At 65.4% G+C, this 24,322-nt stretch carries 15 protein-coding genes; 8 read left to right on the top strand and 7 right to left on the bottom strand.

Annotation, left to right across the window (positions count from 1 at the left end; genetic code table 11):
- Positions 1-74 precede the first annotated feature (74 nt).
- Positions 75-2,576, top strand: coding sequence for a fused MFS/spermidine synthase (locus VGQ44_14170; protein ID HEV8447973.1), 2,502 nt, complete (start codon positions 75-77; stop codon positions 2,574-2,576).
- 95 nt (positions 2,577-2,671) lie between these two features.
- Positions 2,672-3,409, top strand: a complete 738-nt coding sequence (locus VGQ44_14165; GenBank protein ID HEV8447972.1) for an arginine deiminase family protein — start codon at positions 2,672-2,674, stop codon at positions 3,407-3,409.
- A 19-nt stretch (positions 3,410-3,428) separates the two neighbouring features.
- Here the strand turns inward: VGQ44_14165 and VGQ44_14160 are convergent, their stop codons facing one another.
- From VGQ44_14160 to VGQ44_14145, 4 genes are all read right to left on the bottom strand, one after another.
- Positions 3,429-3,710 (bottom strand): hypothetical protein, encoded by a 282-nt coding sequence (locus VGQ44_14160; GenBank protein HEV8447971.1) that lies wholly within the window; start codon positions 3,708-3,710, stop codon positions 3,429-3,431.
- 124 nt (positions 3,711-3,834) lie between these two features.
- Positions 3,835-6,972, bottom strand: a complete 3,138-nt coding sequence (locus VGQ44_14155; GenBank protein ID HEV8447970.1) for a hypothetical protein — start codon at positions 6,970-6,972, stop codon at positions 3,835-3,837.
- A 78-nt stretch (positions 6,973-7,050) separates the two neighbouring features.
- Positions 7,051-7,926, bottom strand: coding sequence for a transporter (locus tag VGQ44_14150; protein HEV8447969.1), 876 nt, complete (start codon positions 7,924-7,926; stop codon positions 7,051-7,053).
- Positions 7,862-8,671, bottom strand: a complete 810-nt coding sequence (locus tag VGQ44_14145) for an SDR family NAD(P)-dependent oxidoreductase (protein ID HEV8447968.1) — start codon at positions 8,669-8,671, stop codon at positions 7,862-7,864. The genes VGQ44_14150 and VGQ44_14145 overlap by 65 nt, the downstream gene beginning before the upstream one ends.
- Before the next feature lie 122 nt (positions 8,672-8,793).
- On the opposite strand from VGQ44_14145, the gene VGQ44_14140 reads away from it, so the two are divergent.
- From VGQ44_14140 to VGQ44_14130, 3 genes are read left to right on the top strand one after another with little or no spacing between them, the layout of a single operon-like run.
- Entirely contained in the window at positions 8,794-10,956 is a 2,163-nt protein-coding gene (locus VGQ44_14140; GenBank protein ID HEV8447967.1) for a DPP IV N-terminal domain-containing protein, read from the top strand.
- A gap of 4 nt (positions 10,957-10,960) precedes the next feature.
- Complete coding sequence (locus tag VGQ44_14135; GenBank protein ID HEV8447966.1) at positions 10,961-11,449, top strand: thiamine pyrophosphate-binding protein; 489 nt, start codon at positions 10,961-10,963, stop codon at positions 11,447-11,449.
- The gene (locus VGQ44_14130) at positions 11,446-12,024 is read left to right on the top strand and encodes a thiamine pyrophosphate-dependent enzyme (protein ID HEV8447965.1); all 579 of its coding nucleotides are present in this window, start codon (positions 11,446-11,448) and stop codon (positions 12,022-12,024) included. The genes VGQ44_14135 and VGQ44_14130 overlap by 4 nt, the downstream gene beginning before the upstream one ends.
- 140 nt (positions 12,025-12,164) lie before the next feature.
- Here the strand turns inward: VGQ44_14130 and VGQ44_14125 are convergent, their stop codons facing one another.
- Positions 12,165-14,669, bottom strand: a complete 2,505-nt coding sequence (locus VGQ44_14125) for an ABC transporter permease (GenBank protein HEV8447964.1) — start codon at positions 14,667-14,669, stop codon at positions 12,165-12,167.
- A 404-nt stretch (positions 14,670-15,073) separates the two neighbouring features.
- On the opposite strand from VGQ44_14125, the gene VGQ44_14120 reads away from it, so the two are divergent.
- Entirely contained in the window at positions 15,074-18,163 is a 3,090-nt protein-coding gene (locus VGQ44_14120) for a M14 family zinc carboxypeptidase (protein HEV8447963.1), read from the top strand.
- A gap of 211 nt (positions 18,164-18,374) precedes the next feature.
- Here VGQ44_14120 and VGQ44_14115 read toward each other — a convergent pair whose 3' ends face one another.
- Positions 18,375-19,169, bottom strand: a complete 795-nt coding sequence (locus VGQ44_14115) for a hypothetical protein (GenBank protein HEV8447962.1) — start codon at positions 19,167-19,169, stop codon at positions 18,375-18,377.
- Positions 19,170-19,298: 129 nt separating this feature from the next.
- On the opposite strand from VGQ44_14115, the gene VGQ44_14110 reads away from it, so the two are divergent.
- Positions 19,299-20,666 (top strand): amidohydrolase family protein, encoded by a 1,368-nt coding sequence (locus tag VGQ44_14110; GenBank protein HEV8447961.1) that lies wholly within the window; start codon positions 19,299-19,301, stop codon positions 20,664-20,666.
- Here the strand turns inward: VGQ44_14110 and VGQ44_14105 are convergent.
- Positions 20,663-22,321, bottom strand: coding sequence for an AarF/UbiB family protein (locus tag VGQ44_14105; GenBank protein ID HEV8447960.1), 1,659 nt, complete (start codon positions 22,319-22,321; stop codon positions 20,663-20,665). The genes VGQ44_14110 and VGQ44_14105 overlap by 4 nt on opposite strands.
- Positions 22,322-22,360: 39 nt before the next feature.
- On the opposite strand from VGQ44_14105, the gene VGQ44_14100 reads away from it, so the two are divergent.
- Complete coding sequence (locus VGQ44_14100; GenBank protein HEV8447959.1) at positions 22,361-24,298, top strand: M1 family metallopeptidase; 1,938 nt, start codon at positions 22,361-22,363, stop codon at positions 24,296-24,298.
- Positions 24,299-24,322 lie beyond the last annotated feature (24 nt).

Here is a 24,322-nt window from a genome sequence, read left to right as displayed (position 1 = left end):
TCGGCGCGCCTGCTTCGTATCAGGCGTATGGTCAATGGACGTCCGCGAGCGCACGCCCAAGATTGCGGCGATTGATGCCGAAAGTCTCGTCGCGTCTGCAACAATCGCTCAACCCGCCGCTCGCGCTTCCGCCGACGCAGCGGTTTCTGCCGGCGCTGCTCCTGCTATTCGTCGGGAGCGGCTGCGCCGCGCTGATCTACGAGATCGTGTGGTTCCAGCTCATCGAGCTGGTCATCGGCTCGTCGGCCATTTCGCTCGGCGTTCTGCTCGGCACGTTCATGGGCGGCATGTGTTTGGGAAGTCTGCTGTTGCCGCGGTTCGTGTCGCCGGAGCAGCATCCGTTGCGCGTGTACGCGGCGCTCGAGGGCGCGATCGGAGCGCTCGGCCTGATCGTGCTGGTGGTCGTTCCATTGATGGGAAGCATCTATACCGCGACAACGGTCCAGGGACTTCCCGGCATTCTCTGGCGCGGCGTTCTGTGCGCGGTGTGCTTACTGCCGCCGACCCTGTTGATGGGTGCGACGCTGCCGGCGATCGCGCGGTGGGTCGAGGCGACGCCGACAGGCGTGTCGTGGCTTGGGTTCTTCTACGGAAGCAACATCGCCGGCGCGGTGTTCGGCGCGGTCCTGGCCGGCTTCTATCTGCTGCGCGTCTTCGACATGACGGTCACGACGGTGGTCGCGGCCATCGTGAACTTCGGCGTCGCCGGCGTCGGACTCGCCCTGTCGCGCCGCGCGCCGCATCGGCCGGCGATCCCTCGCCCCAACGCCGAGGTTGAGCGGAGCCCGACCGGAATCAACGCGGTCTACGTCGCGATCGGCTTGTCCGGCTTCGCGGCGCTCGGCGCCGAAGTGGTGTGGACGCGATTGCTGTCGCTGATGCTCGGCGCGTCGGTCTACACGTTCTCGATCATCCTCGCCGTTTTTCTCGTGGCGCTCGGCACGGGAAGCAGCGCCGGTTCGTACATCGCGCGCTCGTCGCGGCCTCGCACCGCGCTGGCGTGGTGCCAACTGCTGCTCACGTTGGGCGTCGCGTGGGCGGCGTTCATGATCGCGCGCGCGCTTCCGTTCTGGCCGATCAATCCGTCGTTGTCGCCGAGCCCGTGGATCACGTTTCAGCTGGACGTCGTCCGGGTGGCGGTGGCGGTTTTCCCCGCCGCCGCGCTTTGGGGCGCGAGCTTCCCGCTGGCACTCGCCGCGGTTGTCGGACCGGGTGATGACGCCGGCCGCCTGGTCGGTCGTGTCTATGCCGCGAACACCGTGGGAGCGATCCTCGGCTCGGCGCTGTTCAGCGTCGTCGTCGTTCCGCATTGGGGCACACGACACGGCCAGCAGTTGCTCATCGCGATCAGCTTGGCGTCGGCGATCGTCGTGTTCGCCGCGGTGCGCCGAGCGCACGCGGCCGAAGCGGAGCGCGACGTGCCGCGTCCGAGTGGCTGGTCGCCGCGACCCGCGGGAACGATGCTCGCGATCGCCGGCGCGGCCGCCGCGATCGCGTGTGTCGTCACGGTGCCCGGTGTGCCGGACGGACTCGTCGCGTACGGACGTTTCCTACCGACGTACACGAACCAACCGAGATATCTGTACGTCGGTGAAGGCATCAACTCGTCGATCGCCGTGTCGGAGGAGCCGAGCGGCGTTCGCAACTTCCACGTGGCCGGCAAGGTCGAAGCCTCGAGCTTACCGCAGGACATGCGGCTGCAGCGAATGCTCGGCCACCTGTCGGCGCTGTTGACGAAGACGCCGCGCACGGTGCTGGTGGTCGGGTTCGGCGCCGGCGTGACGGCCGGTTCGTTCGTGACGCAGCCCGGCGTAGAGAAGATCGTGATCTGCGAGATCGAGCCGCTGATTCCGAGAGTCGTCTCGACCTATTTCACGCAGCAGAATTACGACGTCACGCAGGACCCGCGCGTCCAGATCGTCTACGACGACGCGCGGCACTACATCCTCACGACGAAAGAGAAATTCGACGTCATCACGTCCGACCCGATCCATCCGTGGGTCAAGGGCGCGGCGACGCTCTACACCAAGGAATACTTCGATCTCGTGAAGGCACACCTGAATCCCGGCGGCGTAGTGACGCAGTGGGTTCCGCTCTACGAAAGCTCGCCTGACGTCGTGAAGAGCGAGCTTGCCACGTTCTTCGACGCGTTCCCCGACGGCACGATCTGGGGAAACGACATCAACGGCAGCGGTTACGACGTGGTGCTCGCCGGGCACGCCTCCCCGCAGCCGATCGACGTCGATTCGGTGGACGCCAAGCTCGGGCGCCCTGAATACAGGCGCGTCGCGCGGTCCCTGGCCGACGTCGGATTCTCGTCGGGACTCGCGTTGCTTTCGACGTACGCGGGGCAGGCGCGCGACCTCGCCCCGTGGCTCACGGGAGCGCAGCTCAACCGCGACTCGAACCTGCGGCTGCAGTATCTCGCGGGCTTCGGGCTCAACACCTACGAGAGCTCGGCGATCTACGCGCAGATGTTACGCTATCGAAAATTCCCCGACGCTCTCTTCGTCGGCGGCGGGCCGGCCCGGGAGCAACTGCGGACCGTGATCGAAGCGCCGCGCGAGGAACCGTGACCGCTCCCGGTGGACCGGTCGACCGGGAGACCGGTGGACCGCAACGGCAAACTACGGAAAGGCTCGTCGCGATAACGCGCGGGCCGTCGCCCCGAATGGCACTCGGGGAGCGAACGTACGCCGACGATTCGCCGATCGATGGAACGCTGGCGGCGAAACAGCACGACGAGTATCAGAACGCGCTGCGCCGCTGCGGTGCGCGTGTCGTTTCGATTCCCGGCTGCTCCGAGTTGGCGGACTGCGTGTTCGTCGAAGACACCGCGATCGTGGTCGACGAGATCGCGGTGATGATGTCGATGGGCGCGCTGTCGCGGCGCGACGAAGTGCCGACGATCGAAGCGGCGCTCAGAGACTTCCGAACGATCGCTCGCGTGGAGCTGCCGGCCAGAATCGATGGCGGCGACGTCGTGTGCAGCGGCCGGGACGTGTTCGTAGGTCTGTCCAAGCGCACGAACGCCGCGGGGGTCGACGCGCTGCGGACGATTCTCGCTCCCTTCGGCTACAGGGTCACGGCGGTGCCCGTGTTGCACTGTCTCCACCTCAAGTCGGCGTGCAGCGCCTTGCCTGATGGAAGCCTTCTCGTGAACGCAGGTCTCATCTCGACGTCGCCGATTCAGGGGCGCGAGTTCGTGCCGGTTCCGCCAGCGGAGCAACTCGCCGGCGACGTCCTCGTGATCGGAGAGCGCATCATCGCGTCGGATGCATTTCCAGAGACGATTTCGCTGTTGGCCGCGCGCGGCTGGGAAGTGGTTCCCGTGTCGGTGAGCGAATTCGCGAAGGCCGAAGGTGGAGTGACCTGCATGAGCCTCGTGTTCAACACCGGGCTCGACTGACGGCTTTCGCGGCCGTCGCCTACTTCCCTTTGCCGCTCTTCGGGGGACCCTTTCCCATCTTGGGACGCGTCCACTTTTCGGCGAGCAGCGCCAGCATGATGCCGAACGGAATGTTGAGCGCGGCCATCAGCACGGCGACGACGAGAGACAGGAACTCGTAGGGCCGCTCGGTTCGCACGAGGTTGATGGCGAGCGCGGCGACAGCAGCGAAGCAGCCGAGGACGAACCCCGTCTTGCCCGCCGCATCTTGGCGCGCTTTGATCGCCGGATCGTCTTCCGGCCTCCGTCGTGGGATGTCCACCGAGGAGAAGATAAGCGTGCGCCTGGCGGCGTCACGCCCGCGCCGATCGCGCTGAAAACAAGCGCACCCGCCGACGTTCCTTTGTCGACGGGTGCGCACGAGTTGAAGCCGCTACGTCACGCGTTTAGCGCGCCTTGAACCATTTGTCCTCGAGAACTTCGAACGGCTTGGTGAGCGTCACTCCGCCAACGACGATCTTGGCGGTGTACGTGCCCGGCTGAATCGCGGCAGCGGCGCCGCCGCGGCCGCCACCACCGCCGCCGCCGCCGCCGGAGCAACTACCTTCGGCCGCACCACCGCCGCCGGCACCGCCGCCGCCACCACCGCCACCACGGCCGCCGAAGCCGCCGCCGCCGAGTGCCGGCGTGACGAGCGCCCATTGCACCTTATGGATGCCCGCGGTAGTTGGAGCGTTCGTGGTGCACAAGGTTCGTCCGGTCGCGTCGACGACCGACACCTTCACGTCGGTCGCGTTGGACTTGAGGTAGTACGTGATCGCGGTGCCGCGCGGCGCGTTCTCACCGACGAAGTTCTTCTGTCCGCCGATGTGCGGATTGTTGGTGAGGTCCGTGATGTAATCGACCGCCGAACGCGGCGCGAACAGATGCACTTCTTCCGCCGCGACCGCGGGCGTGAACTCCTCGAGCGCCGTGATGTCGTCGGCGATCCAGATGCTGCGGCCATGCGTCGCGACGATGACGTCGCCTTCGCGCGGATGGATCAGGATGTCGTCGGTGCGCACCGTCGGGTAGTCGCTCATGAACCTCTCCCAATGCTTGCCGCCATTGAGCGAGGTGAAGAGCCCGAACTCGGTGCCGACGAACAGCAGCTCCTTGTTCTTGGGATCTTCGCGGACGACCTGCACGTTGCCGTACGCCGGCAGGTCGTTCGTGATGTTGGTGAACGTCTTGCCGTAATCGCGCGTCACGAACACGTACGGATGCAGATCGTCGCTGCGGTGTCCGTCGATCGAGACGTACGCGGTGCCCGCGTCGAAGTGCGACGCGTCGATACGCGAGATCCAGAACGGATCATCGTTGGTCAGCGCGCCCTGCGGCAGACCCTGAATGTTCTTGCCGACTTCGGTGAACGTCAGCCCGCCGTCGCGGCTCACCTGCAGGTTGCCGTCGTCCGTGCCGGCCCACACGACGCCCGGCATCACCGGCGACTCGCTGACCGCGATGATCGTGCTGTACGCCGACAATCCGTCGTTCTTGGAGAGCTGCGCCTTGTCGCCGCCGACGCCCATCACCGCCACCTTGCAACGATCGACCTGCTTGGTGAGGTCGGCGCTCGCGACCCACGACGTGCCGCGGTCGTACGACTTGAACAGACGGTTGCCGCCGAGGTAGATGATGTCCGCGTTGTGCGGCGACAGCTCGTACGGCGTGTTCCAGTTGAAGCGATACGCCTCGCCACCGTCGGCGTTGATGACGTTCTTGCGTGCGGGCGCTCCGCCGCGGCCCCCGCCGCCGCCCCCGCGGCCGCCCCCGGGCGCGCGGCCATCGACGCACGCGGCGCCGGACGCCTCGCCCCCCGCCGCGCCGCCCGCGAGCTGCACGCGAGGACCGGAGTTCGGCTTGATGCTGATCGTTTGTCCCGCGTTCAAATCGTAGCGCGAGGTGTTGCCGTCCTGCGACTCGCAGAAGATGATGTTCGGATGGTCGACGTTGACGCCGGTGTAGAAGCCGTCACCGCCGCAGATGCCGAACCAATCCATGTTCGTGATGCCGCCGCGCCCGCGCTTCGAGCTCGGGCCACCCCAACTGTTGTTGTCCTGCAATCCGGTGTAGACGTTGTACGGGTGCTCGTTGTCGGCCGTCACGACGTACGCGAGGCCGGTCGCCATCGTCGCGACGAAATCCCACGTGCGACCCTGGTCGTAGCTGATGTCCAGGCCGCCGTCGTTACCGATCATGAGATGCTTGCCGTTGCGCGGATCAATCCAGATCGCGTGCTGGTCGACGTGCGCCGGCGACTCGTTCCCGCCCGCATCGTCGAGCGTGGCGAACGTCTTGCCGCCGTCGAGCGACTTCGCGACCGGCAATCCGGCGACGTAGATCGTGTTCGGATTCTGCGGATCGACGCGCAACTGGCTGAAGTACATCGGCCGAGAATTGCAGTTGCTGATGAACTTGAACGAGCGGCCGCGATCGTCGGAGCGGAACACGCCGCCGAGCTTCGGATCCGGCGTGGGAAGCGAGTCTGCCGCTCCACCGCGACCGCGTCCGCCGCCACCGGCGTTCGCCGCGCGCGGCGCGCCGTTGTTGCAGTAGGCCGTGCCCGCCTGTCCACCACCACCACCGCCGCCGCCTCCACCACCTCCACCGGCGCCGCCTGCAGCCGTTTCCGTCGCCGCGGCCACGCCGCCGCGTCCGCGAAGCGCCGTGCCGCTCTCACCGGCTTCGATCTGCGCGTACACGATGTTCGGGCTCGACGCGGCGATGCTCAGCGCGATGCGCCCATAGGTGCCGCCCGGAAGGCCATTGGTCAACTTGGTCCAGGTCTTTCCGGCGTCGTCGGTCTTCCAGATCGCGCTGCCCGGACCGCCGCCGTTGAAGCAGCAGCTCGTGCGGCGCCGCTGATAGCTCGCCGCGTAGAGGACGTTGCTGTTCGATGGGTCAATGGCAATGTCGGTAAATCCGGTGTTCTCGTCGATGTACTTGATCTTGTTCCACGTCCTACCGCCGTCCGTAGTCTTGTAGATGCCGCGCTCCTGGTTCGGGCCGAACAGGTGGCCCGGCGACGCGACGTAGACGACCTCGGGATTGCTCTTGTCGATCACGATACGCGCGATCGATTGAGTCTCTTTCAATCCGAGGTTCGTGAACGTCTTTCCGCCGTCGGTCGACTTGTAGATGCCGTCGCCGAACGACGACGTCTGGCGGTTGTTGGACTCACCCGTGCCGACGTAGACGATGTCGGGATTCGTCGGATGAATGGCGATGTCGCCGATCGACGCCGAGCCGTACGTCTGGAAGACCGGCTTGAACGAGACGCCGTTGTCGACGGACTTGAAGACGCCGCCGACCGCGTAGCCGATGTAGATGACGTTCGGATCGCTGAGCGACACCTCGATGTCGTCGAGACGCCCGCCCATGCTCGCCGGTCCGATCGAGCGGAACGTGAAGCTCGAGAGGATGGGGTTCGTCGACGTGTTGAACGGTTCCTCACGATTCCCCGCCCCGCGGCCTTGCGCGGGCATCTGGGTCGCGATGAGCGACGCGGCGATCGGGAGGAGGGAGATATAGCGCGCACGCATGACGGTTCCTCCAAGTGGGGTTGTTGCGCGCAGGGAACATGCGTCGCGAACCGCCGTCTGGCGAGCGCTCAGCGTCGACTACATTCGGCCAACGTTGTAGACGGCACCCGCGTAGAGCGCGTGCGGTTGCGGCCCGGTCACGGGCACGATGACGCCGGCGTCCATCGCCAGCCATTTGCGAAGAAGAAAGGTCGGTCCAGCGAGCACCGCGACGATGGGCGCCTGGGCCGCCGGGCCGCCCGTGCCGGGATACCCATAGCACTCGGCCGTCCACCCGAAATTTCCCGCGGCGGGCCCGCCGAACGACAGCGTCCAGAGCGACGCATTGCGCGGTGCGTTGGAGCCGTCTCCGCTCCGTCGCGTGTACCCGACGTTGATATCCATCGAGACCGGGCCGAGCGAGTGGCTCGAGATCAGCAGAAACGAGCCGTCGGTCGTGCCGGTGCCTGTGCCCTTGTTCGAATCGCCCGTCGGAAACTTCACGGCCGGAAGAATCGCGAAATCGCCGAGCAGCGGAGCGTCGTCGAGCAGCCGCCATTTGACGCCGACGCCGACGTCGCCGAGCCCCGTCGTCACCGGGTCGTGGACCAGGGATCCGAAGACGCCGAGCTGGGCGTGGCTGGCGACACCGAACTTGAAGACCGTCGGCGTGAACGCGGTCGAGAGACTTGGATCGAAGCGGTCGCGCTCGACTCCCATCTCGATCTCGAGCCAGCCGGGCGCGACCGTGCCGGCGTGCGTCGCAACAGTCGGGCGTTCGGGCTGGACTGCGTGGGGATCGGATGCTTCCTGAGCACCGAGAGGCGCGGCGATCAGGACGATCGCGGCACGCAGCGCCGTCCTCCACGAGAAACGCGAGATCCTTTCGCCTGGTCCGGAGCCTGGGGCGTCAGCGGCTCGCAGGAGCGGACCCCCAGACGATGCCTCGAGCCTCGAACGCCTCGACGTCGGCAAAATAGTCCTGCACCATGTCGTGCGAGCGTGGATTCGTGTACACCTCGGCAACCGGATTCTCGATCACCCGCGCGAAGACATCGGCGACGTCCTCCACCGACTGCACCTGCGGGCCCGAGTAAACGGGTGTGCCCTCCGGAGAGTAGACCGCGTTCCGTCCGAATTCTGTCGCAACCATTCCAGGCATGACGAGCGTGACGTGAACGTTCGGGTGCGTCCGGCGAAGATCCATTCGCAGGTTCGCGGTGAGCGCGTTGAGCGCGGCCTTGGCGGCGTTGTACGCGGAGCGATGCGTGGCCAGCGGAACGCGCGCGAGGAACGACGACACGTTGATGATCTGACCGGTGGCGTCCGGTCCGTTCGACATGTAGTAGCCGGCGGCAATCTGCATCCCGTGGAGCGCCGACTTGAGATTGACCGACATCATTTCATCGACGTCGATGTCGGTCAACTCGAGCACCGTCCGCGTCATCCCCTGGCCGGCGTTGTTGATCCACACGTCGAATCCGCCAAGCGTGTCGATCGCGGTGGTGGCAACGGCTTGCAGGTCGGTGCGGCTCGTGGCGTCGGCGACCACGGCCAGGGCGCGCGAACCGTTTTCGTTCAACTCGGCCGCGAGACGCTCGAGCTCAGTTTGGCGCCGTGCGGTCAATACGAGGGTATGACCATCGGCGGCCAGTCGCCGCGCGACGCCGGCACCGATTCCGGCGCTCGCGCCGGTGATCACGATCGTCTTTTTCGCCATTGGTCAGCGTATGCTCGGTGCGGCGGGACCCGCGGGGAACATAGCGGGACGCCCATCGACTTTCGACTGCACCCGCCCGAACTTATTGAAGTCAGTTTCGAACATCTCAGAGGTCATCCTACATGATCGAAAGGTTCACGGCCCGGTTCTTCGCAAGGATCGGGCTCGCCGTGGTCGTCTCGGCGTCGGCGGCTCATTCCGCCGCCGCGCAAGACCGGCTTAAGTCGATGCCGGGATACGACCAATATCAGCGCATGGCGCCGCAGATCGCGCAGGTTGCCGCGTCGCTGGGCGGCCGCGCGTTCGGACAGAACGCGGCGACTGTCTCCTGGACTCCGGACGGCAAGTACGTGCTGTATCAAGTCGGCGGCGAGACGCGCACCTACGACGTCACCGCCCACAAGACCGTCGATCGTGCGACGCCGTCGGCCCAGACCGCGGCCGCGGGTCGTGGACGCGGCCGCGGCGCCGGCGGGCAGCCTGAGCGCGGACGTCAATTCGCCGAGGCGGTCGCGCCGATGGGCAACCACCGCGCGATCTACAAAGACCGCAACGTGTGGATCGGCGACTCGACCGGCGCCAGCGCGGTCGCCATCACGACGGACGGCAGCGACAAGACTCGCATCAAATATGGAACGGCGAGCTGGGTCTACGGCGAAGAGCTGAGCCAGCGCACGGCGATGTGGTGGTCGCCCGACGGCAAGAAGCTGGCGTTCTACCGGTTCGACGAGAGCAAGGTCCCGGATTTCTATCTGACGCCGAACCTCATGAAGATCCAGGACACGCTCGACGTCGAAGCATACCCGAAGCCCGGTGTCGCGAACCCGGTCGTGGATCTTCTGGTCTACGACGTCGACACGAAGACGACGACCAAGATCAACGTCCGCGACGGGAAGGATTTCGCGAACGACGCGCTCGGCTACTACGTGTTTCGCGTCGAGTGGTCGCCGAAGGGCGACGAGCTGACGTTCCTCCGCACGAACCGCCGGCAGAACGTGCTCGAGCTGGTCGCGTGCGCGCCCTCGGCGCCGACCTGCCGCGTCGTGGTCCACGAGGAGTGGCCGACGGGTTGGATCGACGACGACCCCGCGCCAACGATGCAGTGGCTCCAGGACGGCAACCGGTTCATCTGGGAGTCGGACCGGTCGGGATTCAAGAACTATTATTTGTATGACTTCAAGGCCGGCAAGCTTCTCAACCCGATCACGAAGCTTGGCGCCGAAGTGTCGAGCATCGTGCGGGTCGACGAACCGTCGAACGCGCTCTACTACATTGCGCGCGACGGCGACAACTATATGAAGTTCCAGTTCCACCGCGTGAAGCTCGACGGCACCGGCGACGTCCGGCTCACCGATCCCAAGTTCAACCACGCCGTTCAGCTCTCGCCCGACGCGAAGCACTTCGTGGACGTGGCGGAGACGCACGACCAGCCGGCGGTGACGCGCCTGGTCGACATGAAGGGAACGGTCGAAGGCGAGATCGCGCGGACCGACATCTCGAAGTTCGAGCAGCTCGGTCTCAAGAAGCTCGAGATGTACACGTACAACACATCGGACGGACAGGCGACGCTGCACGGTTTGATCAGCTACCCGTCGAACTTCGATCCGGGCAAGAAATATCCGGTGTTGGTGAGCGTCTACGGCGGCCCGGGCGTGGGCAACAGCACCAACGAACGGTTCGGCGTGCCGAGCGCGCTCACCGAGCTCGGGTTCATCGTGCTCCAGGTAGAAGCGCGCACGAATCCCGGTATGGGCCACAAGTATCTCGACGCGGTCTACCTCAAGCTCGGGCAAGTCGAGATCGACGACATGGCCGACGGCGTGAAGGCGCTGTTCACGCGCCCGTACATCGACGCGAACCGCGTCGGCATTTTCGGCACGTCATACGGCGGCTATACGTCGGTGATGGAGCTGCTTCGACATCCCGAAGTCTTCGCGGCGGCGTCGGCGTCTTCGCCACCGACGGATTGGCGGAACTACGACACGATCTACACCGAGCGCTACATGTGGATTCCGCAGGAGAATCCCGACGGGTACAACAAAGGCTCGGCGATGACGTACGTGAACAACCTTCGCGGACGCCTGATGCTCTACTTCGGCACCGCCGACAACAACGTGCATCCGTCGAACATGATGCAGCTCGTCGCGGCGCTGCAGCGAGCCGGCAAGAGCTTCGATCTACAGCTCGGGCCGGACCAGGGGCACTCGGGCATCAACCAGCAGCGCATGCTCGAGTTCTTCATCGAGAACCTGGTGATCGCGCCGCCCGGCCCGAAGACGCACTAACGGAATGTTCTCGGGCGAAGAGATCGCATCGCTGCTCGAGCGGCTCGGCGTCACGCACGTGGTGACGGTGCCGGACAGCACGATCGGACCGTGGCAGGCGGAGCTCGAGCGGCGAGGCACGATTCGGGTCGTGCGCGTGTGCCGCGAGGGTGAAACGTGGCAGGTCGCCGCCGGGTTGCACCTCGGCGGCGCCGTTCCGCTCGTGCTGATCCAGTGTACCGGATTGTTCGAGTCGGGCGACGCGATCCGGAACGCGCTGCACGACTGGAAGCTTCCGATTCTCAGCATGATCGGATACCGGAGCTATCTGAACCAGGAAAATCTGCCGGGCGATACGTGCCTCGTGTTCACCGAGCCGACGCTCGATGCGTGGCGCATTCCGTATCGTCTGATCACGCGGCGCGACCAGATGCCGGACATCGAGGCGCACTATCGTGCCGCGTCGGTCTCCGGTGCGCCCGCGTCCGTCGTCATCGCGGAGGGACGGTCGTGAGCGCCCGCATGCCGGCGCGTGAGGCGTTGGCCGCGATCCACGGTGCACGCGGTGAGCGCGACATCGTCGTCACCACGATGACGCCCGCGCGCGACTGGATGACATTCGCGCAGCATCCGCTCGACGTCGTCATGGTGCCGTCGGCGATGGGCCACGCGACGTCGATCGGCCTCGGGTTGGCGCTCGCCCAGCCGTCGCGCCGGGTGATCGTGTGCAACGGCGACGGTTCGATGCTGATGAACCTCGGTTCGCTGGTCTCGATCGCCGACGCCAAGGCGACGAACCTGACCGTCGCGATGTTCGAGAACGGCGTCTACGAGGTCACCGGCGAAGAACCGATCCCCGGCTCAGGCAGCGTCGACTTCGTCGCCATGGCAAGAGCGGCGGGCTTCTGTTCGACCTTCGAGTTCTCTGATCTCGCGAAGTGGAAAGACGCCGCGGCCGGGGCTCTCTCCGCACCGGGCCCGACGTTCGTTACGCTCCACGTCGACACGCAGCCCGGAACGCCGGCGCCCAAATCGCCTGGCCCCGCATCAGAGCGCGGCCGACGACTGAAGGACGCGCTGCGCGGTTAGCAGGCCGCCCTCAGTCGTTCACAGAGCAGTTCCTCCGCTTGTCTCCGTCATATCCGTTTGTGTCCGCTTCCAAATCGTTGATGTCGTCGTGGCGGGTGAGGCCAGAGCGCCAAGACGGGCCAAAGGACTGAGAGCGATCGTCACTCCTCGCGCAGCGCCACGTTCGGATCGAGTGACGCCGCTCGGCGGGAGGGGACCCAGCAGGCCAGAGCGGCGATCGCGGCGAAGAGGACGGCGATCGCGGCGTAGGTGAGCGGATCCGTCGGTGTGATCGCCACGAGCATGTTCGCCCGCTGCATCACGCCGGTCAGCGCGAATGCAGCCACGAGCCCTGTGGCGATGCCGATGCCGCTGAGGACCATGCCCTGCCCGATCATCAGACGGAAGATGCTCTGAGCCGTAGCGCCGAACGCCATGCGCACGCCGATCTCCGCGGTGCGTTGCCGCACGGCCGTCGACAAGACGCCGTAGAGACCGATCGACGCGAGCGTCGCGGCCACGATCGCGAACACGCCGATCAGCACGAGCGAGAATCGGGTCGGCGCCATCGCGCGGTCGACGTAGTCGGACATCGGTTTGAGCTCGCCGATCGGCACCAGCGGATCGACCGCGGCGACGGCCCGACGGATTTCGGGCGCGAGTCGGGTCGGATCTCCGGTCGTTCTCAAGGCCCATCGACCCGCGGCGTTGAATCCGGGAGTACCGTCGACGACGAAGACTCCTTCGCGTCCCGGATCAGCCAGTGAGAGATGCCGTTCGTGCGCCGCGACGCCGATCACCTGATACATCTGCGGCTCTGGAGTGAAAATGCGGCAAAGCAGCTGCTTGCCGATCACCTCCGTGAGCGGCATTCCGGGGAATGCCTTCGAGGCCAGCAGGTCGTCGATGATGATGCCCGTCGCGTTGTTCGTGTTGTCGCCATCGGTGAACGCGCGCCCGGCGAGGACGCGAGCGTGCATCGCCTCGAAATACCCCGGCAGCACGATGTGCACCGTCGCCTGGCGGAAACGCGACGCGTCTTCCGCGGCACTGGGCAGACCCCAACGCATGCTGAAGTCGAGGCCATCGAGCGGAAGCGGAGTGGCGGCGGTCACCGCGGTAACGCCCGGAATCGAGGCAAGATGCTGCTTCATGGTGGCGACGAACGCCTGCCGCGCTTCCGGCGTTCGCAGACCGTTCGACGGCGCCGAGAAGGTCATGATACCGGTGGGATCGTAACCGGGATCGATATGCGACAGGGCCACGAAGCTGCGCAGCATGAGTCCCGACCCGACCAGAAGCACGAACGAAAGCGCCACCTCGGCGACGACCACCGCTTGTCGCACGTACCTGCCCGACTGCAGCCCTGACGATCGTCCGGACGCGCGAAGCGTTTGTGCGAGGTTCGGTCGCGACGCCCGAAGCGCGGGAAGAATTCCAAAGACGAATGCGGCGACCATCGCGATCGCCGCCGTAAAGGTGAGCACCATCGGGTCGATCGAGACGTCGGCGATGCGCGGCAGGTTCGACGGCGCGATGCTCAAGAGCAGATTGATGCCAAGCTTGGCCAGACCGAGTCCGACGATCGCGCCGCAGCCGGCGAGGACGAGGCTCTCGGCCAGCATCTGCGCGATGAGCACGCGTCTCGACCCGCCGAGCGCGGAGCGCACGGCGAGCTCGCGTTCACGGGCCGAAGCGCGAACGAGCAGCAGGTTCGCGACGTTCGCGCACGCGATGAGCAGCACGAACATGACCGCGCCCATGAGGGCAAGGATCGCCGGGCGAACACTCTTGACGATCCCCTCCGACATCGGTTCGGCGTACCACACCGTGTTCGACGTCTTCTTGATCGGAAAGCGCGACTGAAGATCGGCCGTCAGACTCGCGAGCTGCGCGTTCGCGGTCGCGAGGTTGGCGCCCGGCTTGAGTCGTCCGACCGTGCGGTACAAGACGTTGATGCGGGACGCCGTGGTGTAGTCGATGCGATTGGCTTGATAAGCGTCCGGTTCGTCGGCCGTTCCGCCGATGCCGGTGTTGAACACCATCGTGAGGTCGGGCTCCGACACCCCGACGATCGTCGACCGCAGGCCGAAGATCTGGACGGTCTTGCCAATCACCGACGAATCGCCGCCGAACTTTCGTTGCCAGAGTCCGTGGCTGATGATCGTGATCTGCGGCGGGAGTCTGGCGGGATCGAAGGGCAACGGTTTCCCATCCGGTCCCTTCGGCGGCGGTGGCGGAGCCGCACCGTCCGCTTCCACGAAGTTGCGGCCAAACGCGATCCGCGCGCCGAGGACCGAAAAGAAATTCGGCGTCACCCCAGCGACCACGATCTGCTCCGGCTTGGCATCGTCGGCCACCAACGGACCTGGAAACGAGGCTATGCCAGCGATCGACTCGAACGACGTCGCTTTCGAGCGGAGGTCGAGCCAGTCGCCGGGAGCGATCGGGAAATCGAGGACCTTCCGCACCTTCATGTCCGACTTGATCAGGGCTAGCCGATCCGGCTGCACGTATGGAAGCGGCCGCAACAGCACCGCGTTCACGACGCTGAAGATCGCCGTGGTTGAACCCACGCCGAGCGCGATGGTGACGATCGCGGTGAGCGTGAACGCGGGATGTTTTCGGAGCGATCGAACGGCGAAGCCGAGGTCTTTTGTAAACATTTGAGTGCGGTGAGCGGAGGCGGCGTGTTGGGACCGGAAGGGAAGCGAGTGCGGTGTGCGGGAGACCTGGGACGGGAGCGTGGCGCGGAGGTCGGAGTCCGGCCGTGGAGGCGCAGACCCGTTCCTCCTCGCGCAGCCACGTTCCGGGTCTTCGCACGCCGCCCCCGCACCCGTCCCGCCAAGCACGCCCCATTCCCCGGGCGAAACACGTCAACCCCTTGATCCATTGACGCTTAGAATTCCGCGCGCGATGTTCCGACGCTCGGCTGTGGGACTCGGTGTTCGGATACGAACATGGGTCCACCGGACTTCGCGCGGTTTCGGGCACTCGCGCGTAGATCAAGCGAGCCAAAGACTCAGAATCACTTGTCAGGACCCGCCCACTTTCCGTACAAGGAGATCGGATGTCCCGTTCGATTCGATCGATCCGCCGATGGAGCACGATCGTCGCCGCCGGGCTGTCGCTGCCCGTCGCCGGTGCGCTCGCGCAGTCGGCGCAGAAAATCGATCAGGAGTACACCGCGCAGATCAAGAAAGAGTTGTCCGATCCGCGCATCTCGACCGAATTGGTCGATCATCTGCCGGCATCGAGCACCGTGCCGACGCCGCTCAAGTTCCTCGGACACATCGTCGGCGCGCGCGGCGTGCTCGATCACGCCGAGGACATTCACCGCTATCTCGAAGCGGTGGCCAAGGCGTCGAACGGGCGCGCGAAGTTTTGGAAGATCGGCAAGACCGAGGAAGGCCGCGACATCGTCCTGATGGCGATCGCCGACCCCAAGACGATCGCGAATCTCGAGCAGTACAAAGGCTACCTCCACGAGCTGACCGATCCGCGCAAGACGAGCGAAGCGCGCGCGAAGCAGCTCATCCACACGGCCAAGCCGATCTACTGGGCCGTGAGCGGCATGCACTCGCCCGAATCGGGCGGGCCCGAGATGCTCATGGAGCTCGCGTACCGTCTCGTGGTCGAAGAAACGCCGCTCATCCAGAACATCCGCAACAACGTCATCACGTTGATCACGCCGGTGATCGAAGTCGACGGCCGCGACAAATACGTCGACAACCACAACTTCAACGTGCAGTGGGCGAAGGATCACCCGAACCCGAACGCGCAGGCCGGCGGACGTGGGGGCGGCGGCAATGCTTTGCCACTCATGTACTGGGGCAAGTACGTCCAGCATGACAACAACCGTGACGGCATGGGACAGTTCCTCGACCTGACGAAAGTCACGACGAAGACGTTCCTCGAGTGGACGCCGACGTTCCTGCACGACCTGCACGAGGCGCAGACGTACCTCTACGCGTCGACGGGAACCGGCCCGTACAACGACGCGCTCGACCCGGTCACGGTCGACGAGTGGTGGTACATGGCCAAGAACGACGTCATGGAAATGACCAAGCGCGGCGTGCCCGGCGTGTGGACCTACGGCTTCTACGACGGCTGGGTCCCGAACTACATGTTCTTCATCGCGCACACGCACAACGCGACCGGTCGCTTTTACGAGGTCCAGAGTTATTGCTCGGGCAACTGCGAGTGGTATCCGGTGCAGCCGGGCCGCACGACGACGAGCAAGGAGTGGTTCCGTCCGAACCCGCCGCTCGACTCGATCATGTGGAGTCCGCGCGCGAACACGAACATCCAGGAGTCGGCGATCCTCTTCGCGCTCAACCGGGTCGCGAAAGACAAGGAGATGTTCCTCGAGAACTACTGGATCAAGAATCAGCACGCCGTCGACCGCGGCAAGAAAGGCCCGGTGTACGCGTGGGTGATTCCGGCGAACCAGCACGCGCGCGAGAACGCGGCCGAAGCCGTGAACGAGCTCGAGACGCAGGGACTCGAGTTCCAGCGCGCGACGTCGTCGTTCACGGCCGGCAAGGTGCAGGTCAACGCGGGCGACTACATCATCCGCGGCGACCAGCCGTATCGCACGATCGCCGACATGTATTTCTCGCTCCAGAACTTCGCGCCGGCCAACCCCTCGCCGTACGACGACACGGGGTGGACGTTTCCGCTCATGCGGAACATCACGGTCACCGAAATCACCGACGCGAGCGTTCTCAAGCAGCCGATGACGGCGGTGAAAGGTCTCGTCACCGCGCCCGGCGGCATCACCGGCACGGGCAACACGGTCATCGTCGAGAACAACAGCGACAACACGCTGGTCTCGTTCCGCTTCAAGAATCCGAGCGTGAAGATGTCGGCAGCCGAAGAGGCGTTCAGCGCCGACGGCCACAACTTCTCGGCCGGCGCGATCATCGTCGCCAACGCGAACCGCGAACAGCTCGATCCGTCGCTCAAGACGCTCGGCCTCACGGCCTACGCGGTGGCCTCGGCGCCGACGGTCAAGTCGCACGACCTCGACATCCCGCGCATCGGCTACATCCATAGCTGGACGCGCACGCAGGACGAGGGTTGGGTGCGCGCCGCGTTCGACACCTACGGCGTGCCCTACAAGTACTTCGGCGAGAACTCGGTCGCGAAGATGGGCGACCTGCGCTCGCAATTCGACGTCATCATCTATCCGCACGGCGGCAGCGGCGTCGGAAACGCCGGCGGTGGACGCGGCGGCCGGGGTGGCGCCGCGGGCCAGGATCTGCCCGTTCCGTACAAGAGCACGAAGGAGTTCCCCTCCCTCGGCTATCCGGATTCGACGGACGACGTGCGCGGCGCGCTCGGCGAAGACGGCATGAAGGCGCTGTACGCGTTCGTGCAGCACGGCGGCACGCTCATCACGGAAGGCGGCACGTCGCAGATCCTGCCGGAGATGGGTCTCACGCCGGGCGTGAAGTACGAGTCGGCTCAAGGCCTCTTTGCGCGCGGAACGATTCTCCGCGCCGAGATCACCGACATGAAGAGCCCACTCGTCTACGGGTACAACCACAGCGAGCTGCCGGTGTACTTCAGCTCGGGCCCGGTGCTCAACGCGGGCGCGACGACCGTCGCGGCGGCTCCGGCGGCGACTGCTCCCGCGGCGGACGCTGCGGGTGGCGGCCGCGGTGGCAACCGCGGCACGCAGACGCAGAATACCACGCCGATGGCCACGCCGCTCAAGCTTTCGTCGTGGGATCCTGACCACACGGGCGTCGCCTACGGCGTCGCGACGAGCATCGGCAACGACTTCAACGTCGCGCAGGCCGGTGCACCCGCCGGCGGCCGCGGTGGTCGTGGCGGTGCGGGTGGAGGCGGCGGATTCGGGGGCTTCGGTGGAGGCGGCGGACCGGCGACCGTTCCGGGACTGACGGCCGACCCGAGCTCGTCGACACGCGTCGTGATGCAGTTCCCGGCGAAGGCGGAAGACATGCTGCTCTCCGGCACGTTGGAGAACGGCGCGCTGCTCTCGAACCGCGCGAACCTGGTGGACGAGAAAGTCGGCCAGGGTCACATCGTGATGTTCGCCTTCCGTCCGTACTGGCGCTGGCAGACGCAGGGCACGTTCGCGATCGGCTTCAACGCGATCATGAACTGGAACGATCTCGACGCGGGCAAGTAATCTGGCCCGATCTCTCAAAACAAAACGGCCCGCGATGAGCGGGCCGTTTTCTTGTCTTGTCGGTCACCAAAAGCAGTAACGCGGACGCTCGCGGATTCCGATTCTCATGCACACGGATTCAAACCTCTTGAACCGCAAGGCCTTCCAAGAATGTTGTATCCGCGCTCATCCCGGCTTATTCGCGTGCATCGGCGTTCAAGCTCTTGTCTTGTTACTTCCCGACGCGCCGGCCCAGGATCATCTTCACGATGTGCTTGTCGCCGGTCGCGGTGAGCGTGGTTCCATAGCCGAAGTTGAACTCCCACTCCGGCCCGAAATCGAGATTCGTCGCGAGAAAGATCTGGTGCTCCTGGTCCTTGATCGGATCCAGCCGGTTGATCGGTCCCGTCGCGCCGTAATACTCCACCGACAAGTTGACGCGCTTGGTGACGTCGTAGCCGACGTCGACGTTCGGCGAGAAAACGAACGGCACGTTGGCGTTGTCGCCGCGCAGGGTTTTTTCCAGCGTCGGGTTGATCGATGCGTACCACGGACCCAATTGCTTGTCGATGATCGGACGAAGCTCGTAGGTCCACGTGTCGCCGTCGGTGAAGGCCGCCTTCGAGTAGCCGAACTCCTGCGAAATGCTCACGCCCAGCGGCCATCCCCAACTGTCCGGCACGCGCACGCGCGGACGAAGATGCGTTCCGACCCACTGCCACGACTGGCCGGAGGGCACCGACGTGAACCAATAGAAGCCAAGCTCCGACCACTCGTTGAAGCCGTGCGTGATCTCGACGGTCTCGTGCAGCGCGTGATTCGTGGGACTCAGGGCACTGCTCGGCGAAAGCTTGCTGCCGATCAGCGTGTAGTTCGAGTGGAGCTCGAACATCGTCACGCCGCGCGGAACGGTTTCCGAACCGTAAACCTGGATCTCGTAGTTCTCCTGGGCGGCCAGCGAACCCGCGCCCGCGACGGCGGCGAGCAGCGCCACGGCGGCCACGAGTCGAGTATCGAGAATGGACATTCGCGGTGAGTCGAGGAAAGGGGGATCTTCTGGAGATTCCTACGGCAACCGACGGCTCGGCGCTGCACATTGACGCCGAGTACCGCGACAAAGTATATCGGCGACGTCCTGATCGTACGGGAGAATTCCGTGGGCAGAACGCCGTTCATGCAAGTCGGGGCCTCCATCGTGGCCGTCATGCTGGCCTCCGCGTGCACCAACGCGCCGGCGCAATCCGGCATCGACCCCGCCCTCGCCCGCTACATCAACGGCATTCACGCGATCGACGATCACGCGCACCCGATGCGCCCCGTCACTCAAGGCGCGCCGGCCGACACGGATTTCGACGCGCTGCCGCTCGATGGCATTCCGCCCTTCGACCTGCCGTCGCGCCTCAAGGCGGACGATCCCGTGTGGCGGCAGGCTCAAAACGCCCTCTACCACATTCCGCTCACGATGAGCGGCCCGACCTACCACTCCACGCTCAAGAACGACGTTGCCGCGGCGCAGCGGACAAACGGGTTGCGATTCCCCGAGTGGGCGCTCGACCAGGCGAACATCGACGTGATGATCGCCAATCGGATTTCGGTCGGGCCGGGACTCATGCCGCCGCGATTTCGGTGGCTGGCCTTCGCCGATCCGCTGATGCTGCCGCTCGACGTGAGCGGCGAAGCTACTCTCACGCCCGACACAAAGCCGCTGTACCCGCGCGAGGCGAAGCTTCTCCAGCGGTACATGCGCGAGATCAACGTCTCGACGCTGCCGGCGACACTCGCCGACTATGTCCGCACCGTGGTCGCGCCGACGCTCGCGCGCGAGCGGGCGAACGGAGCGATCGGAATAAAGTTCGAGGCGGCGTACCTCCGCCCTCTCAACTTCGACGATCCCGACTCCGTCGCCGCCGCGAAGGTCTACGCGAAGTACGCGCGCGGCGGCACTCCGACCCACGCCGAGTACAAGACGGTCGAAGATTACCTCTTTCGCGCCATCGCGCGCGAAGCGGGCGCGCAGAAGATGCCCGTTCAGATCCACGTGCTCGAAACCTTCGGCGGATTCTACGCGACGCACGGCAGCGCGCCGCATCTGCTCGAGCCGGCGTTCAACGACTCCACGCTGCGCGGGACCAAATTCGTCATCGTGCACGGCGGGTGGCCACTCGTCGGCGAGACGCAGGCCCTGCTCAGCAAGCCGAATGTCTACGCCGATTTCTCGATGATGGACGACATTCTGTCGTCCGCGGTTCTAGCGGGTGTTCTACGCCAGTGGCTCGGCGAATGGCCGGACAAGGTCCTCTTCGGCACCGACGCGTTCGACGGCGGCGCCGAGCAGGGGTGGGAGCAGATCGTGTGGGTGGCGTCGACGACGGCCCGGCGCGCGCTCGCCATTTCGCTCAGCGGCATGATGCGCGACGGCGACGTCACGCGCGATCGCGCCGAGGCGATCGCGCGCATGGTGATGCATGACAACGCCGCCGCGGTTTATGGATTGAAGGAAAGCGGCTCGCGTCCCATCCCTTAGCGGCGGCGCGACACGACCAGCATCGACCAGGTGAGTCCGCCCAGGAAGACGATCGCGATGACGAGCAGTGGGAGCGCGATCAGACGCTGGCCGCGGTCGTAGGCCTGATAGGAGAGCACGCCGGAGGCCGTGCCGATCACGGCAAAGATGAGCTGCCGCGCGCCTGCATAGACGAGCCGCGCCGCGGCGTTGATCTCCGGCACGCGGATCTCCAGCTCGCCGCGATTTGCCCGCCCGAGCGTTTGGCGGACGTCTTCGGGCAGCACGGCGGCGCTCTTGGCCATTTCCTTGATCGCGGTGACGATCAGGTCGGTCCAGCTGCGATCAGGTCCGGCCACGACGCCCTCCAGATAGGGTCGAATCACCGTCATCGGGTTCCACGACGGAGCAAGCTCGATGCACAGGCCGATCAAAAGCAGCAGCGTCCGCTCGAGCAGCACCCAATTCTTCGGCACCTGAAACGTCGCGGCGAGCTTACGAAACGAGACGTCGAGTCGGCGCAGGTCGGCCATCTGATCGAGCTTCGCCCGCATGTCGAGCTGGAGCTGGCCCAGCCCCCACGACTCGGTGGTGAGCTGCTCGAACACCGTGCGCTGAAAGTAGTCGATCACCCGCTGCGCGACGTCGATCGATCCGGGGTTTCGCGCGATGAAACCCATCGTCGTGACGGCGTTCGTGATTTCCGACGCGTCGCGGCGAATCACGCCCTCGAAGAACTGCCGCACGCCGAGCCGCATCGTGTCCGACAGCTCGCCGACCGCGCCGAAATCCACGAACACGATCGCGCCGTCAGGTGCGACGAACAGATTGCCCGGGTGAGGGTCCGCGTGGTACACGCCGTCGACGAAGATCATCCTGCAGTACGCGCTCACCACTCGCTCGGCCACCGTCTGGCGGTCGAGGCCGAGCGATTGAATCGCGTCGAAGTCGATGACCTTGGCGCCGTCGACGAATTCGGTCGTCAACACGCGGGAGGTGGAGCGCTCCGGCACGACCGCCGGCATGCGGACGAGCCGGTTGCCCGCGAAACTGCCGGCGATCCGCGCGACGTTTTCGGCCTCGCGCCGAAAGTCGAGCTCTTCGCCGATCATCTGACTGATCTCGGGATGGTACGACTCCATCCCGCGCAACCGCGTGAAAAACTGAACGATCGCGAGAATGCGGCGGATCGTCTCGAGATCTTCCTTCGCGATGCGGTCGATGTCGGCGTGCTGCACTTTGACGGCGACGCGCCGGCCGTCGGCCATCCGGGCTTCGTGGACCTGCGCGAGCGACGCCGTCGCCAGCGGTTCGCGGTCGAACGACGCGAACACCGCGTCCGGCTCACCGCCGAGCTCCGCGCGGATACGCGCGGAGATTTCATCGAACGGCCGCGGCGGAAGCCGGTCTTGCAGTCCCTCGAGCTCCGCCCGGAAATCCGCGGGGAGCACGTTCGCCAGAACGCTGATCAGCTGCCCGACCTTGATGAACAATCCGCCCGCGCGGATGATCGCATCGCGAATCCGCCGGGCGTTGGCGCGATGCTTCGCCTCGAGCAGCTCGGCGTAGCGCGCGGGATCGACGAACGGGCGTCGTGCCCGGAGCCAGAGGTAGCTCGCGAGCACGCGCGTCGTAGTGCCGTAGATTCGGATGAGCCGGAAGCGAGCGCGACCCATGCAGCGTAAGCTACAGCACCCCGTATGGAGGGTTCCGAGATGAACGTCGTGCGGCGCGGAGCATGGCCGATCACACTACTCGTGCTTGCGGCGCTGTCGGTTGGCGCGCAGACCCGGTCGTCGGTCGCGGATACGTCCCATTTCCGCGCCCTCGCCCTCCCCACGCCCAACGAATATCGCGCGTCGGACGGCCGCCCCGGTCCCAAGTACTGGCAGCAAAAAGTCGACTATCGCATCGAAGCGACCTTGGATCAGTCCCGCGACGAAATCCGGGGAACCGAGACGATTCACTACGTGAACCGCTCGCCGATGGCGCTGCCCTATCTCTGGCTGTTCGTCGAGCAGAATCTCTGCGAGCCGAACAGCATCACGAACGTGCTCAACCAGCCGCCACTCGTCTTCCTCGGCACGAGCTTCGATTTCTCGTGTCAGGGTTTCAACAGCGCGCCGCGGCTCGAGTCGATGACGATCCGCGGCAAAGAGGTGAAGCGAACGCGGTTCGGCACCACGCTCAGAGTCGATCTCGATTCGGCGATCGCGCCAGGCGGATCGGTCGACATCGCGGCGAAATGGCACTTCAACGTGCCCGCGCAGGGCGGCGGCCGCATGGGGCACGACGGGCCGCTGTACGAGATCGCTCAGTGGTATCCGCGGCTCGCCGTGTACGACGACGTCAAGGGATGGAATCACGAGCCATACATCGGCGCCGGCGAGTTCTATCTCGAGTACGGCGACTTCGACGTCACGCTGACAGTGCCGAACGAAGACATCGTCGCCGCAACGGGAGAACTACAGAACGCCGCTCGGGTTCTCACGACAACGCAGCGTCAACGGCTCGAAGCCGCGAAGCACTCGGACACGCCGATCGCGATCATCACGGCGTCTGAGGCCGGCGATGTCGCCAAGACACGCCCTGCCGGACCCGGCGGCGCCCAACCCGCGACGCGCATCTGGCATTACACGGCGCACAACGTGCGCGACTTCGCGTTCGCCGCCGCCCCCGGCATGCGCTGGGACGCGAGCGGCTACAATGGAATTCTCGTCGAGGATCTGTATCGGCCGAAGGCCGACAAGTGGCCCGAGGTGAATCGCATCGGGCGCGAGGCGATCAAGTACTACTCGGAACAGTGGTTTCCATATCCCTACTCGCACGCGACGACGATCGAGGGTCCGATCGAGGGCATGGAGTACCCGATGCTCACGTTCACGCCCAACAGCCCGACGCGCGAAGATCAACAGTGGGTGATCGCGCACGAATTCGGCCACGAGTGGTTCCCGATGGTCGTCGGCTCGAATGAGCGCCTCTATCCGTGGATGGACGAAGGCTTCAACACGTTCATCGACTTGGGCAACGCGGCGAAGTACTTCGCGGGCACGCCGTACGGCGACACGATCGAGGTGCATCCGCTGCACCTGTACGCGGAGCACGGCGTGCCGGGCAACGAGCAGCCGCTGATCGAGAAGCCCGTCGAAGTGCGCGACCTTTTTTGGGGTGGCTATCAGAAGCCCGCGCTCATGATGCAGATGCTCCGCTACGAGGTGCTCGGCAAAGATCGTTTCGATCCCGCGTTCCGCGCCTACATTCGCGCGTGGGCGTTCAAGCATCCGACGCCGTCGGACTTTTTCCGAATGATGCGCGACCAGTCGGGAATGGAGCTCGACTGGTTCTGGCGCGATTGGATTTTCACGACGGCCCGACTCGACCAGGCAGTGGACTCGGTCGCCCGCGGGTCCGACGGTCAGACGAGCGTCTACCTCTCCAACCGCGGCACCATGGTCATGCCCGCGACGCTCGCGATCACGTTCTCCGACGGCACGACGCAAGACGTCAAGTTGCCGATCGAGATGTGGAATCTTGGCGATCGATTCACGTATCACGTGCCGGGGACGAAGGCGGTTCAGCTGATAGTGCTTGATCCACGGAACGCAGTGCCTGATGTCGACCGAACGAACAATGCCTGGCCGCGGCGACGGTAGGCCGGTGGACCGGTGGACCGGTGA

This window comes from Gemmatimonadaceae bacterium (assembly GCA_036003045.1).
Taxonomy (GTDB): domain Bacteria; phylum Gemmatimonadota; class Gemmatimonadetes; order Gemmatimonadales; family Gemmatimonadaceae; genus JAQBQB01.
This window is presented reverse-complemented; position numbering and strand designations above follow the sequence as displayed.